General features: G+C 74.3%; 16 protein-coding genes and 1 pseudogene. 10 read left to right on the plus strand and 7 right to left on the minus strand.

From position 1 onward, the window contains the following. Window positions 1–9: 9 nt before the first annotated feature. Window positions 10–1,134 carry an L-cysteine desulfhydrase Cds1 gene (locus ACWDYF_RS29220; RefSeq protein ID WP_381737976.1) on the minus strand — a complete coding sequence of 375 codons (1,125 nt, stop codon included), beginning with the start codon at window positions 1,132–1,134 and terminating at the stop codon, window positions 10–12. Between the two features lie 367 nt (window positions 1,135–1,501). Here ACWDYF_RS29220 and ACWDYF_RS29225 point away from each other — a divergent pair, with 367 nt between their 5' ends. Both ACWDYF_RS29225 and ACWDYF_RS29230 read left to right on the plus strand, forming a co-directional pair. Continuing rightward, entirely contained in the window at window positions 1,502–1,843 is a 342-nt protein-coding gene (locus tag ACWDYF_RS29225) for a hypothetical protein (RefSeq protein ID WP_381737975.1), read from the plus strand. 216 nt (window positions 1,844–2,059) lie between these two features. Next, a complete protein-coding gene (locus ACWDYF_RS29230) occupies window positions 2,060–2,602 on the plus strand; it encodes an ATP-binding protein (RefSeq protein WP_078510121.1) in 543 nt (180 codons plus the stop codon). 363 nt (window positions 2,603–2,965) lie between these two features. On the opposite strand, the gene ACWDYF_RS29235 is transcribed toward ACWDYF_RS29230, so the two are convergent. Further along, window positions 2,966–3,277 carry an SHOCT domain-containing protein gene (locus ACWDYF_RS29235; protein ID WP_389471748.1) on the minus strand — a complete coding sequence of 104 codons (312 nt, stop codon included), beginning with the start codon at window positions 3,275–3,277 and terminating at the stop codon, window positions 2,966–2,968. Window positions 3,278–3,437: 160 nt separating this feature from the next. Here ACWDYF_RS29235 and ACWDYF_RS29240 point away from each other — a divergent pair, with 160 nt between their 5' ends. The 6 genes and pseudogenes from ACWDYF_RS29240 (at window position 3,438) to ACWDYF_RS29265 (ending at window position 6,821) form a co-directional block, all read left to right on the plus strand. Next, the gene (locus tag ACWDYF_RS29240) at window positions 3,438–4,034 is read left to right on the plus strand and encodes a DUF6507 family protein (RefSeq protein WP_389471691.1); all 597 of its coding nucleotides are present in this window, start codon (window positions 3,438–3,440) and stop codon (window positions 4,032–4,034) included. Then, window positions 3,934–4,260: pseudogene (locus tag ACWDYF_RS29245) on the plus strand (DUF6177 family protein); the annotation flags it as partial. The gene ACWDYF_RS29240 and the pseudogene ACWDYF_RS29245, both read left to right, overlap by 101 nt. Before the next feature lie 60 nt (window positions 4,261–4,320). Next, window positions 4,321–4,902, plus strand: coding sequence for a TetR/AcrR family transcriptional regulator (locus ACWDYF_RS29250; RefSeq protein WP_389471750.1), 582 nt, complete (start codon window positions 4,321–4,323; stop codon window positions 4,900–4,902). Between the two features lie 23 nt (window positions 4,903–4,925). Beyond that, window positions 4,926–5,525: a DUF4865 family protein gene (locus ACWDYF_RS29255; RefSeq protein WP_389471694.1), complete on the plus strand. Its 600-nt coding sequence runs from the start codon at window positions 4,926–4,928 to the stop codon at window positions 5,523–5,525. Further along, complete coding sequence (locus ACWDYF_RS29260; RefSeq protein ID WP_389471697.1) at window positions 5,522–6,442, plus strand: phosphotriesterase family protein; 921 nt, start codon at window positions 5,522–5,524, stop codon at window positions 6,440–6,442. Before ACWDYF_RS29255 ends, ACWDYF_RS29260 begins: the two co-directional genes overlap by 4 nt. Window positions 6,443–6,599: 157 nt before the next feature. Next, complete coding sequence (locus ACWDYF_RS29265; protein ID WP_389471700.1) at window positions 6,600–6,821, plus strand: tautomerase family protein; 222 nt, start codon at window positions 6,600–6,602, stop codon at window positions 6,819–6,821. Here the strand turns inward: ACWDYF_RS29265 and ACWDYF_RS29270 are convergent. Continuing rightward, window positions 6,814–8,052, minus strand: a complete 1,239-nt coding sequence (locus tag ACWDYF_RS29270; RefSeq protein WP_389471702.1) for an ROK family protein — start codon at window positions 8,050–8,052, stop codon at window positions 6,814–6,816. The genes ACWDYF_RS29265 and ACWDYF_RS29270 overlap by 8 nt on opposite strands. 82 nt (window positions 8,053–8,134) lie before the next feature. Next, window positions 8,135–8,785 carry an alpha-ketoglutarate-dependent dioxygenase AlkB family protein gene (locus tag ACWDYF_RS29275; RefSeq protein ID WP_389471705.1) on the minus strand — a complete coding sequence of 217 codons (651 nt, stop codon included), beginning with the start codon at window positions 8,783–8,785 and terminating at the stop codon, window positions 8,135–8,137. 122 nt (window positions 8,786–8,907) lie between these two features. On the opposite strand from ACWDYF_RS29275, the gene ACWDYF_RS29280 reads away from it, so the two are divergent. Then, a complete protein-coding gene (locus ACWDYF_RS29280) occupies window positions 8,908–10,041 on the plus strand; it encodes a methyltransferase (RefSeq protein WP_018570951.1) in 1,134 nt (377 codons plus the stop codon). Here the strand turns inward: ACWDYF_RS29280 and ACWDYF_RS29285 are convergent. Further along, window positions 10,031–10,903, minus strand: coding sequence for a class II fructose-bisphosphate aldolase (locus ACWDYF_RS29285; protein ID WP_389471708.1), 873 nt, complete (start codon window positions 10,901–10,903; stop codon window positions 10,031–10,033). The two genes, ACWDYF_RS29280 and ACWDYF_RS29285, sit on opposite strands and share 11 nt — an antisense overlap. A gap of 144 nt (window positions 10,904–11,047) precedes the next feature. Next, on the minus strand, window positions 11,048–11,938 hold the full coding sequence (locus tag ACWDYF_RS29290) for an SIS domain-containing protein (protein WP_389471711.1): 891 nt from the start codon (window positions 11,936–11,938) through the stop codon (window positions 11,048–11,050). Window positions 11,939–12,069: 131 nt separating this feature from the next. Here ACWDYF_RS29290 and ACWDYF_RS29295 point away from each other — a divergent pair, with 131 nt between their 5' ends. Beyond that, window positions 12,070–12,849 (plus strand): DeoR/GlpR family DNA-binding transcription regulator, encoded by a 780-nt coding sequence (locus ACWDYF_RS29295; RefSeq protein WP_018570954.1) that lies wholly within the window; start codon window positions 12,070–12,072, stop codon window positions 12,847–12,849. A 97-nt stretch (window positions 12,850–12,946) separates the two neighbouring features. Here ACWDYF_RS29295 and ACWDYF_RS29300 read toward each other — a convergent pair whose 3' ends face one another. Beyond that, on the minus strand, window positions 12,947–13,327 hold the full coding sequence (locus tag ACWDYF_RS29300; RefSeq protein ID WP_018570955.1) for a luciferase domain-containing protein: 381 nt from the start codon (window positions 13,325–13,327) through the stop codon (window positions 12,947–12,949). Window positions 13,328–13,412 lie beyond the last annotated feature (85 nt).

Here is a 13,412-nt window from a genome sequence, read left to right on the forward strand (position 1 = left end):
GCGGCGGTGTCAGCGCGGCCAGGCGCCCGTCGTGAGGAAGGTGTCGAGGGTCGCCGTGTACGGCGCGTGGTCCAGGCCCTGTTCCGCCAGCCAGGTGTCCGAGTAGTACTTGTCGAGGTAGCGGTCGCCGGGGTCGCACAGCAGGGTGACCACGCTGCCCCGGCGGCCCTGTTCGCGCATCTCGGCGACGATCTTCAGGGCGCTCCACAGACCGGTGCCGGTCGAGCCGCCCGCCTTGCGCCCGATGACCCGCTCCAGGGCGCGTACGGCGGCGACGGCCGCGGCGTCGGGCACCTTCATCATCCGGTCGATGGCGCCCGGCACGAAGCTCGGTTCCATCCGGGGGCGGCCGATGCCCTCGATGCGTGAGCCGCGCTCGCAGGTGACGTCCGCGTCCCCGGTGGTCCAGCCCTCGAAGAAACAGGAGTTGTCGGGGTCGGCGACGCAGATACGGGTGTCGTACTGCATGTAGTGCACGTAGCGCGCGAGGGTCGCGGAGGTGCCGCCGGTGCCCGCGGTGGCGACGATCCACGCCGGTTCGGGGAACCGCTCCCGTTCCAGCTGGCGGAAGATGGATTCGGCGATGTTGTTGTTGCCCCGCCAGTCCGTGGCCCGCTCGGCGTAGGTGAACTGGTCCATGTAGTGGCCGCCGGTGTCCACCGCGAGCCGGGCGGACGCCTCGTACATGGTGCGCGGGTCGTCCACGAAGTGGCACCGGCCGCCGTGGAACTCGATCAGGCGGCACTTCTCGGCGCTCGTCGTGCGCGGCATCACCGCGATGAAGGGGACGCCGATCAGTTTGGCGAAGTACGCCTCGGAGACGGCCGTCGATCCGCTGGACGCCTCGATGACCGGGCGGTCCGGGCGGATCCAGCCGTTGCACAGGCCGTAGAGGAACAGGGAGCGCGCCAGGCGGTGCTTGAGGCTGCCGGTCGGGTGGGTCGACTCGTCCTTGAGATAGAGGTCGACGCCCCACTCCTCGGGCAGCGGGAAGCGGAGCAGATGGGTGTCGGCCGAGCGGTTGGCGTCCGCCTGAACCTTGCGTACGGCTTCTTTGAGCCAGTCCCGGTAGCCGGGGTCACTGCGGTCGACGTCCTGGGTCTCGCCGGTCCGGCGCTGCTCGGTGGTGCTCACGGCGGGACTCCTCACACTGGGCCGCGACGGCGTGTCGCAGGGCCGGACGCTCTCGATGATAGACACCTTCGCCACGCTTCTCACCTGCATAAACGCCACTTTGGGCGGCTCAAAGGCAGCCCTGGGGCGCGGCACGCCAGAGCGCGTCGGCGGCGCATGGCGGGCATGTCCGGGGGCGTGTTCGCGCCAGTGCTCCGGGCGCGGTCCGTCCGGTGTCCCGCGCGCACTGGTGCCCGCTGCCGAAGCGGGGCAGACTGCACCGCGCGGGACGAACAGCCCGCCGGGGCGCACCGGGCCCCGGACGAACCGCGCCGGTCCGCGACCCGGTGGTCCTCAGGGTCCGGCGCGTGCGAGGGGGCGGTCAGGGATGGCGGAGCCGGAGTTCACGGCCACGGGCGTGCGGATCGCCAGGCGACTGCGCTCGCTCACCCGGGCCGGGCGGGTCCGGATCAGCGACGGCCGGCTGGAGCTGCTCACCAGCTACGGCAGCGAGATCGACAGCGCGCCGATCCGGGCGGTGCGCGCGTCCCGGCCCTGGCTGGCGCCGGAGGACCGGGCACTCGCCGACCTCAACGGCCACCGGTACGTGCTCACGCTCGGTGCGGGCGATGCCGTGCCCGGGGAGCCGGGGCCGCCCGCCGCGCACCGGTTCATCGAGGCCGTACGCAGAGCGGCGGGGGCGGCCAGGGCGGCGGGGCGGGACGGCTGAACGTCACGCTCCGGCCCGGGGCTCGCTCGAAACTGGCGCGAACTTGCGCTCCCGAACCCCTTGCGTCACGCTGGTCTCACGTCACTCTGGGTTTACCGGCGATAACGCTGCGAACCAGCCCGCCGGCCACGACAGCAGGCGGCAGTGTCACGCAGGCGCCCTGCTGCATCCGAAACGTCGTGTTCTTCCGGACCTCAACGTCGGGGAGTCGCAGCCGTGATCAGTCACCCAAGCAGGCACTGCACGGTGGAGCTCCAAGCCCTGCCGTCGCGGATCGGCCAGGTCCGCAGAATCGTATCGGCGCACTTGCGCTACTGGCATCTGGACCCTCTGATAGACCGGGCCGCGCTCGGTGTGACGGAGCTGTTGACCAACGTCCACCAGCACGCCCGGCCCGACAAGTCGTGCACCGTCGAGCTGGAGTTGCTGCTCGACCGGCTCACCGTCTCCGTACGCGATCACGATCCGCGTCTTCCGTCGGCGGAGGACATGGGCGCGATCGCGCCGCTGGCCACCGAGGGCCGGGGGCTGGCGATGGTGGCCGCGATGAGCGAGAGCTGGGGTGCGCGCCCGGACGGCGAGCAGGGCAAGGTGGTCTGGTTCACCCTGCCCACGGCGGCCGCACCGGTCACGGCACCCGCGCGGGTGCCACGGCTGGCGGGCGGGGAGCAGCCCGTGCGCCGGTTCACCGAGGTCGAGCCCGTGCTCGACGGCGCGCGTCCCGCGCACGCTCCCGCTCGGTCCGCCGTTCCCGGCTGACCGGGCGGTGACGGCGGCGACCTCGTGACCGTGCCGTAGCGGCACCCGGTCACGTGAACCTGCCCCGCCGCCCCGCCGGTCCCCCGGCTACTCGGGGACCGGCGGGGCGTGGGCACGCCGGACGGCGCGATGCCGGTGCCGACGCCGATGCCGGTGTCAGTGCCGGTGCCGGTGCCGGTGCCCGCGCCGGTGCCGCGGGGCGTCCGGCGGGTACGGGCCGGGTGGTCACCGGGCCCGTACGGTCGCGCCAGTACGTCGGCCCCGGCCGCCGCCGTCGAGTTCACACCCGGCCGGAGGACGCCCGTCCACAGGACGACCGCGCGCGGCGGCCCCGCACCCCCGGGGCGATGACAGCCGTGCCGGTCAGCGGGCCCCAGCCTTGTCGAGGCGCCCGAAGTGCTCCTCCAGCACGGACATCCGGCGCCAGTACTCCTCCTCGTCGATCTCGCCCGAGGCGAAGCGGCGGCCGAGCACGCCCAGCGGCGAGTCGCCCGCGGGCCGGGCGGCCGGCCCGCGCCACGATCCGGCCACCGGTCCGCGCCAGGCCCCGATCCGGCCACCGAGCCCGGTCCGGCGCAGGACGGTGACCACGCCGACGATCACGGCCGCCCAGATCAGCGGGAAGAGAAGGATCCACGGTCCGGGCCCGCCGCCCCAGTTCGCCACGGCCTGCATATGGGTCTGCATCTGAGTTCATCTCCCTCGGAGGTTCTCCCGTACTGCCTCGACCTTGCCACCGGGAGGGGGCACGGGTCGTCGTACGGCCGACGGCAGTACGCCTACCTCGCGGGGAGTACGGAATGTCGCAGCGGCCGGAACGGGCTCCTCCCGGCCGGTGACGCCTGGTGTTTCTGACGGCACGTTGGAGAGATGTTCCGGGGGGGCCCGAGAGCGGCACGCCGGGGCCGGTCGCCGCCGCGCTGCGGGAGTTCGCGGACAGGACCGCCGACGACCTGCGCTCTGTCTCCGCCCGTGCCGCAGGTCGATCGGCGGGGCGGCGAGGGCCACCCAGGAGTACGTCGCCGGTGACCTGGAGATGGCCGCCGACGTCCAGCACGACACGATCCCGGACCCGGGACTCCCTCCGGCCAAGACGGAGGGACCCGCAGGGGACGAGCCGAGGAGCGAGGCGGTCGCCTTCCGCGCGTCGGTCGAAGGGGACGGCGACTGGCGGAAGGACCAGAAGGACCTCGATGAGAACGCGCGCCTGGTCCACGAGGTCGGCCGTGTCCGGGGCGAGTTCCAGGAACTGGAGCGTTCGGCCGCCACGAAGATCGACGACCTCCGGGATCACGGCCGCCTCCGCCCCCGCCGCCGCGCAGCCCGCTGTCGATGTGCTCACCGACAAGGTCGCCGTCGTCCTTCAGGACCGGCCCGTCGTCGGCATGACCGCCTGGTTCTCCGAGGCGCTGCGCGCCACGCTGGGGAGTGAACGGGGCTGGCAGATCGTCACGCCGCGCGAGTGCCGGCTCTCTCTCCCGACCGGTACCGCGCTCACCGGGCCGCCCACACGCTGGGTCGTCCAGGATCCCGGCTGCGGCTGGTACGACGGCCGCTCCGGTGCCGTGCTGCGCCGGCGGGACGGCGCCTTCGTGGCCGCCGGGGATCCGGAGGACACGGCACCGGTCGCCCCTGCCTTCTCGGAACGGGCTCGTCTGCCGTCTTCCCGCCCGCTCTGCTCCGCTCTCCGTCTCGATCTTGGTTTTGTAACTACTAGTATGTACAGTGGTCGCATGAGCACAGAGGAGCGACTGATCCGGTCCACGCGTGAGCTGCTGTGGGAGCGCGGATACGTCGGGACCAGCCCGCGGGCGATCCTGGAACGTGCGGGGGCCGGGCAGGGAAGCATGTACCACCACTTCAAGGGCAAGCCCGACCTCGCGCTGGCGGCGATCAGGCGCACCGCGGAGGAACTGCGTGCCGAGGTGGAGGCGGTGCTGACCGGGCCGGGGACGCCGTACGAGCGCATCGAGGGCTATCTGCGACGCGAGCGGGACGTGCTGCGCGGCTGCCCGGTGGGGCGGCTGACGATGGACCCGGACATCGTCGCCAGCGACGCGTTGCGCGCACCGGTCGACGAGACGCTGGACGCCATCCGGGAACGGCTCGCCGGGATCGTCGAGGAGGGCAAGGAGCAGGGGGAGTTCCCGTCCTCGCTCGACGGGGAGGAGATCGCCGCGGCGATCCTCGCGACCGTACAGGGCGGATACGTCCTGGCCCGCGCCTCCGGCTCCCCCGGCGCCTTCGACGCGGGGGTCCGCGGACTCCTCGCTCTGCTCGCCCCGCACCGCCCCGCCTAGACGGTCTGAGGAAGGACCTGCACATGCACGCGATGCAGTACGAGATGACCCTGCCCGCCGACTACGGCATGGATGTCATCCGGGACCGGGTGGCTCGGCTCGGGCATCTGCTCGACGACTGGGGCGGGCTCGGCCTCAAGGCGTATCTGATGCGCGAACGCGGCGTGGACGGCTCGCCGGTCGACCAGTACGGGCCGTTCTATCTGTGGCACACCGTCGAGGGGATGAACTCCTTCCTGTTCGGCGGTCCCTTCCAGGGGCTGGTCGGCGACTTCGGCAGGCCGGTGGTGCGGCAGTGGACGGGGCTTACGTACGAGGAGGGCCGGGCCGCGGACACGGCGGCGGCCTTCGCGGTGCGGCGGCGCACGCCGGTGCCCGAGGGGGTGGAACTGGCCGAGTTCGCCGAGGAGGCGGTGGACGGGACGCGGCGGCTGGCGGAACGGGACGGGGTGGTCCTCGCGGCGGCCGGGGTGGACACGAGCCGCTGGGAACTGGTGCGCTTCTCCCTCTGGTCGCACCGCGAGGCCGCCGTCTCCGCAGCGTCCGGCGGCGGCGAGGTGTTCCAGGTCCTGCACCTGTCTCAGCCCGGACGCAAGGCACTGTCGCCCGGACGGCAGTGGTGACCGCCGTCCGCGCCACCGTCCGCACCGTGCTCGGTGACATCCCACCGGACGGGCTCGGGGTGACCGACGCACACGACCACCTCTTCCTGCGCAGTCCCCTGCTGGCCGGGCAGGAGCTGGACGACGTGGCGGCCGCGCGGGCCGAACTGGGCGCGTTCCGCGCGGCGGGCGGGGAGGCCGTCGTGCAGTGGACGCCGTACGGGATGGGGCGCCGGGCCGCCGAACTGCCGGGTGTGTCCCGGGCGGCGGGCGTGCACGTGGTGTGCGCGACGGGACTGCACCAGGCCGGTCACTACGCCGAGGAGACACTCGCCGCTCTGCGCGGCCGCCTCGCCGAGGTCTTCGTCGCCGAACTGACCGAGGGCATCGGCACCTCGGGCGTCCGGGCCGGTCTCGTCAAGGTCGCCGGCGGCTTCCACGCCCTGGACGCGCACGCCCGCTGGACCATGACCGCCGCGGCCGAGGCCCATCACGCCACGGGCGCGCCGGTCGCCGTCCACCTGGAGCAGGGCACGGCCGCGCCGGACGTCCTGGACCTGCTCTGCGGAACACTGGAGGTGCCGCCCCACCGGGTGGTCCTGGGGCACCTCAACCGGTTCCCCGACCCGGTCCTGCACCAGCAGGCGGCGCGCACCGGCTGCTGGCTCGCCTTCGACGGCCCCTCCCGCGCCCAGCACGCCACCGACTGGCACATGCCCGAGGCCGTGCGGGCGCTGGCCGACGCGGGGTTCGGCGGACAACTGCTGCTCGGCGGCGACACCGTGACCGCGGGGGCCCGGTCGGTGAACGGCGGTCCCGGGATGCCGTATCTGCTGCGCCGGGTACGCCCGCGTCTGGCGGCCGGTCTCGGCGAGGAGCTGACGGACCGCGTCCTGCGGGAGAACCCCGCCAGGGCGTTCGCCGTCGAGTGGGCCTGACCGCGGGCCCTGCCCAGCACGGCACAGCCCGACAGAGGCAGCACCACAGAGCACGCACGGCAGAGCACAGGGAACACCAGGACACGAGAGGAGCCCCGGCCGTGCCCTTCGTCCGGATCGACGCCATGGACACCGGCCCCGGCCGGCTGGACGCGCCGTGCACGAGGCCCTGGTCGAGACGCTCGGCATCCCGCCCAACGGCCACTTCCAGGTGCTGACCGCCCACGACGGCACACGCGGCACCCTCCGCCACGGGGACCACCTCGGAATCCGCCGGGACGAGGGCATCGTCTACGTGGCGATCACCCTGCGCGCGGGCCGGAGCGACGTACCTGGACTCCTGACCGGGTACCGAGGGTGCCGTCGGCCGGTCAGGTGAGGGCCCCGAGCGGGTCGTCCAGGACCGGCTGCCAGGCGAGTTCGGCCGCGCCGACCAGGCTGTTGTGGCTCAGCGTGCAGGGCAGGATGGGCACGCCGCCGCTCTGCCCCCACAGGCTGCGGTCCGCGACGACCGCGCGCAGCCGTCCGGGATCGGCGTCGAGCAGGGCGCGGTGCAGCCCGCCGAGGATGATCCGGTCCGGGTTGAGGATGTTCACCAGGCCCGCGAGGCCGAGGCCGAGCCGGTCGATGAGCGCCTCCGTGGCGGCGCGGACGGCCGGGTCGTCGTAGCAGCCGCGGATCAGGTCCTCGGCCTGCTTGAGCAGGGACACCTCGGGGCCGGGCGCGCGGCCCGCGGCGGTGAGGAAGGCCAGCGGGTCGGCCTCCACGTCCAGGCAGCCGCGGCCGCCGCAGTGGCAGGGCCGCCCCTCGGGGTTGACCGTGAGATGGCCGACCTCCAGCGCCAGCCCCGAACTGCCGGTGTGCAGCCGCCCGTCCAGGACCAGCGCGCCGCCCACGCCCCGGTGTCCGGTGGCCACGCACAGCAGGTCCCGGGCGCCGCGTCCGGCGCCGTGCCGGTGCTCGGCGAGCGCGGCGAGGTTGACGTCGTTCGCGGCGAAGGCCGGTTCGGTGATCCCGGCCGCGCGCACGCACTCCGCGAAGATCCGCCGCACGGGCGCCCCCGCGGGCCAGGCGAGGTGCAGCGGGTTGAGGGCCAGGCCGTCCGGTTCGGCGACGGCGGAGGGTACGGCGAGACCGGCGCCGACGCAGCGGCGCCCGGTGCTGCGCAGCAGTTCGGCGCCCGCCTCCACGACCGAGCCGAGCACCTTGGCCGGGTCGGCGTCGACGGTCTCGCAGCCCGGCGCGGTCGCCACGATCCGGCCGCCGAGACCGACCAGGGCGGCGCGGAAGCCATCGGCGTGCACCTGGGCGGCCAGGGCGACGGGACCGTCCTCGGCGACCGCGAGCCGGTGCGAGGGGCGGCCCTGCGATCCGGCCGCCGCGCCCGGCCGCGCGTCCACCCTGATCAGGCCCAGCGCCTCCAGCTCGGCGGCCACCGCCCCGGCGGTCGCGCGGGTCACCCCGAGTTCGGCGGTGAGCACGGCGCGGGTGGGGGCGCGTCCGGTGTGCACCAGCTCCAGCGCGGGTCCGAGCGCGCCGCGCCCCCGGTCAAGCCGCGTCCTCGACGTGGTCCCTTCCCCCGCCGCCCGGGGGTCCGCCTTGCCGCTCATGAGGGCGAGTCTCCCATGATCCGTGCGGGCGGCGGCCTGCCGCCCGCACGGGCCCCGGCCGGGCGTCCGGGCGGGGCCCGGTCTACCGCCCGCTCACCCGGAGGGTGATGTTCAGCCGCCCGTCCAGGCCCAACTCGGGCGGCGCGGTGCCCGCGTGGACCCGCGGTACGCCGTGGTACGCGAGCCGGGCCGGGCCGCCGAAGACGAACAGGTCGCCGCTGCGCAGCTCCACGTCCGTGTACGGGCGGGCGCGGGTGGCGGTGTTGCCGAAGCGGAACACACAGGTGTCGCCGAGGCTCAGGGACACGACCGGCGCGGTGGAGTGCTCGTCGCTGTCGCGGTGCATGCCCATACGGGCGTCGGCGTCGTAGAAGTTGATGAGCGCGATGTCGTACGCGGCCCCGGCGGCGGCCTCCGCGCCGAGCGCCCGGGTCACCGCGTCCCGGCCCAGTGCGCCCAGCCAGTCCGGGAACGGTTTGACGGGGGCGCCGTCGCCGTCGACGGCGGTGGGGGCGTAGCCGTACGGGTACCAGTGCAGGCCGAGGCAGACCTGCCGGGCGGTCATGGCGTGGCCGCCGGGGGTGCGCACGGTGCGCAGCCCGGCCGGCGGGCGGGCCCACTCCCGGCAGGCGGTGAGCAGGTCGCGCTGGCGGGCCGCGTCCAGCCAGTCCGGTATGTGCACGGCGCCCGGCGCGATCTCTCTGCGGGAGCGCGGGAACAGCTCGGCGTCCATGGTCCCATCCTGCCTCCGGCGAAGGTGCGCCGCGGAGCGGGCGGGTCCCGGCGCCGCGGGGCAGCCGGACCGGACGGCGATTTGACGGCAGGGCCTAGCCTGGACGGACGATGAACGACCGTATGACGACGCCCTGGGGCGAGCTGACGCTGGCCCGCCATCCCGAGGACCCCCGCGACCGGCTGCGTGCCTGGGACGCCTCCGACGAGTATCTGCTGCGGCACCTCGCCGAGCGGACACCCGGCCCGTCCGGGACGGTGGTGGTGCTAGGGGACCGGTGGGGCGCGCTGGCCACGGCGCTGGCGGCGCACCGGCCGGTGCAGATCACCGACTCGTTCCTCGGGCAGGAGGCGACCCGCCGCAATCTCGCCCGCAACGGTGTGGAGACGGGTGCGGTCCGGCTGCTGACCACCCAGGACGCGCCGCCCGAGCGGATCGACGTCCTGCTGGTGCGGGTGCCCAAGAGCCTCGCCCTGCTGGAGGACCAGCTGCTGCGGCTGGCGCCCGCGGTGCACGCGGACACGGTCGTCGTCGGCACCGGCATGGTCAAGGAGATCCACACCTCGACGCTGGCGCTGTTCGAGCGGGTCCTCGGACCCACCCGGACCTCGCTGGCCGAGCGCAAGGCGCGGCTGATCCTGTGCACCCCGGACCCGGCCCTGGAGCGGCCCGCCAACCCGTGGCCGTACGCGTACGCGCTGCCGGAGGGGACGGGCGCGGTGGCGGGGCGGCGGGTCGTCAACCACGCGGGGGTGTTCTGCGCGGACCGGCTGGACATCGGCACCCGCTTCCTCCTGGAGCACCTGCCGGACGGGCGGGGCGCACAGCGGGTGGTGGACCTGGGCTGCGGCAACGGGGTGGTGGGGACGGCGCTGGCGCTGGCGAACCCGCAGGCGGAGGTGCTGTTCACGGACGAGTCGTTCCAGGCGGTGGCCTCGGCGGAGGCGACGTACCGGGCGAACGGCGTGCCGGGGCACGCGGAGTTCCGGGTCGGGGACGGCCTGGACGGGGTGCCGTCGGGCAGCGTGGACCTGGTGCTGAACAATCCGCCGTTCCACTCGCACCAGGCGACGACGGACGCGACGGCGTGGCGGATGTTCACCGGGGCGCGGCGGGCGCTGCGCCCCGGTGGTGCGCTGTGGGTGGTCGGCAACCGGCACCTGGGGTACCACGTGAAGCTGCGCCGCCTGTTCGGGAACTGCCGGCTGGTGGCCGGCAGCCCGAAGTTCGTGGTGCTGTCCGCCGTCAGGCGGTAGGCGCGGCGGCGGGGGCGCCGATCACGCGGATGAGCCGTTCCACCTCCTGTGCCATCGCCTCGCGGCCGACGCCGAGGTACTTGCGGGAGTCGACCGCCTCGGGGTGCGCGGTGAGGTGGGCGCGGATCGCGTCGGTCATGGCGATGTTCAGGGCGGTGCCGACGTTGACCTTGGCGAGGCCCCCGGCGACGGCCGCCGCCAGTTCGGCGTCGGGCACGCCGGAGGAGCCGTGCAGGACGAGCGGCACGTCCAGCGCGTCGGCCAGCCGCTTGACGAGGTCGTGGTCGAGGGCGGCGGTGCGCTCGGTCATGGCGTGCGAGTTGCCGATGGCCACGGCCAGGGCGTCCACCCCGGAGTCCGCGACGAAGGCGTGCGCCTCGCCGGGGTCGGTGCGGGCGCCGGGCGCGTGGGCGTCCAGCGGCGGCTTGCCGTCCTTGCCGCCGACCTGGCCCAGCTCGGCCTCGATCCACAGGCCCCGGGCGTGCGCCCATTCGGCGGCGGCCCGGGTGGCGGCGAGGTTCTCCGCGTAGGGCAGCCGGGCGGCGTCGTACATCACGGAGCTGAAGCCCGCGTCGGCCGCCTGCCGCAGCAGGTCGTCGCTCTGCACATGGTCGAGGTGCAGCGCGACGGGTACGGCGGCCTGTTCGGCGGCGGCGGTGGCGGCGCGGGCGAGCGGCAGCAGCCGTCCGTGGCGGAACCTGACCGCGTTCTCGCTGACCTGGAGGAGGACGGGTGCGCCGGCCGCCTCGGCGCCGGCGACGACGGCCTCGATGTGTTCCAGGGTGATGACGTTGAAGGCGACGACGGCGGAGCGCGCGGCGGCGGCGCTGCCGACCAGCTCACCGGTGGCTGCAAGCGGCACGGCCTGTTCCTTTCGGGGGCGGAGCGGGGGTGGGCCGACCGGTCCGACCCGGTCTGACCTGTTCTGAAGCGGTCGGATCCGGTCGGACCGGAGCGGATGACGCGGCCGGGCCGGATCGCGTGCGGTCGGCCGGATCGGGTGTGGTCAGGCCGGGTCCGGGGCGAGGATCACCGAGCGGGTGAGGTGGCGCGGCTGGTCGGGGTCGAGGCCGCGGGAGGCGGCGACGGCGACCGCGAGGCGCTGGGCGCGGACGAGTTCGGCCAGCGGGTCGAGGGTGCCCTGGATCCAGAGCGCGCCGGTACCGGCCACCTGCTCGGCGAGTCCCTCGGGCGCCTCGTCGAGCGCCCAGGTGGCGGTGCCCGCCGTGGTGACGCTGATCGGGCCGTGGCGGTACTCCATCGCCGGGTACGCCTCGGTCCAGGACAGGGACGCCTCGCGCATCTTGAGGCCCGCCTCGTTGGCGAGGCCCACGCTCCAGCCGCGGCCGAGGAAGGTGAACTGCGTGCAGTCGACGAGTCCTTCGGGCAGCGGCTCGGCGAGCGCGGTGCGGGCGTCGGCGACGACGGCGTCGGTGTGCAGGCCGAAGTGGGCACGCAGCAGGGTGAGCGCGGTGGTGGCGAACCGGGTCTGCACGACGGAGCGTTCGTCGGCGTAGTCGAGGACGACGACGTCGTCGGCGGCCGTCATCACCGGCGTGGCGGGGTCCGCGGTGATGGCCGTGGTGCGGGTGGTGCCCTTCGACCGGGCCAGCAGGTCGAGCACCTCGGTGGTGGTGCCGGACCGGGTCAGGGCGATGACGCGGTCGTAGGACCGGCCGTGCGGGAACTCGGACGCGGCGAAGGCGTCGGTCTCGCCCTGACCGGCGCCCTCGCGCAGCGCGGCGGCGGACTGCGCCATGAAGTACGAGGTGCCGCAGCCGACGATCGCGACCCGCTCCCCCGGCGCGGGCAGCGCCCCGCCGTGTCCCGCGGCGTCGGCCGCCGCTCGGGTCCAGCACTCCGGCTGGCTGGTCAGCTCGTCCTCGACATGGCTCATGGCACACCCTCCCGGGGTCATCTGATTGTTCTTGCAAGATACAGCGCAGTTTCGAGCACAATCAAGCATTTGCCGCTGCGCGAAGTGCGCTAGGGTCACGGAGGACGCAGGAGCAGGAACGGAGGCCGCCGATGTCGCGGGACGCCCGCTGGAAGGCGCTGCTGGAGCTGCTCGTGGAGCGCGGCCGGCTGGAGGTCGAGGAGGCGGCGTCCCGGCTGGAGGTGTCGGCCGCGACCATCCGGCGCGACTTCGACCAGCTCGCCGAGCAGCAGATGCTGGTGCGCACCCGGGGCGGCGCCGTCGTGCACGGTGTCTCCTACGAGCTGCCGCTGCGCTACAAGACGGCCCGCCGCGCCTCGGAGAAGCAGCGGATCGCCCAGGCGGTGGCCGCCCTGGTCGCACCCGGCGAGGCGGTCGGCCTGACCGGCGGCACCACGACCACCGAAGTGGCCCGCGCGCTCGCCGTCCGCGGTGACCTGGGCTCGGGCACGCCCGCCCTGACCGTGGTGACCAACGCGCTCAACATCGCCAACGAGCTGGCCGTACGGCCCCAGTTCAAGATCGTGGTCACCGGCGGCGTCGCACGGCCGCAGTCGTACGAGCTGATCGGGCCGCTGGCGGACGGGGTGCTCGGGCAGATCACCCTGGACGTGGCGGTCCTCGGGGTGGTCGCCTTCGACGTCGCGCACGGCGCGGCGGCCCACGACGAGGCGGAGGCCGCCATCAACCGCCTGCTGTGCGAGCGCGCCGAACGCGTCGTCGTCGCGGCGGACTCCAGCAAGCTGGGCCGTCGCGCCTTCGCCCGGATCTGCCCGGCGGAGTCGGTGGACACCCTGGTCACGGACGCGGCGGTGGACGGGGAGACGGTGCGCTGGTTCGAGGAGGCCGGGGTCCGGGTCCTCACGGTCTGAACGGCCCGCCCCGGCCGGGACGGCACCCCGGCCGCCCGCGGCCTCCTGGACGGCGGCGGCGCCCCGGGGGTCCGGGCCGCCGCGGGGACACGCCGCCTCAGGTGCGCAGGAAGCCCACACCACGGCCGTCGTTGCAGCCCACGGGGACCGGCCGGTCCTCCCCGAGGCCGCCCTGATCGGCCTTGAGCGCGACGCTCATGAGGGACAGGAGGAGATCGACGTCGGCCGAGGCGTCGAGACGGATGGTGACCCAGGAGGAGCCCGGCACCACACGGACGGCGGCGAAGCGCCTGAGGTCGCGCGAGAGCCGCCGTATGGCCCGGTCGGTCAGCTTGAGGTCGACGTCGCGGTCGGAGTGGAAGTGGGCGATCTCCCCGTGCGCCGAGCTGAGTGCCTGCCCGGTGCCACAGCTCGGTGCCGCTTCCATCAGGTCGGGCCAGGTGGCCAGTTGGGCGAGTGCACGCGTGGCGAGCGTCATGGCCCCATCATGACGCGCTCACCGCACGGCAACCGGTGCGTGAGCAAGCCTTAACCGATCCGTGTCCGAAACCGTCCGGGCTTCA

It is taken from the genome of Streptomyces sp. NPDC003284 (genome assembly GCF_053589675.1).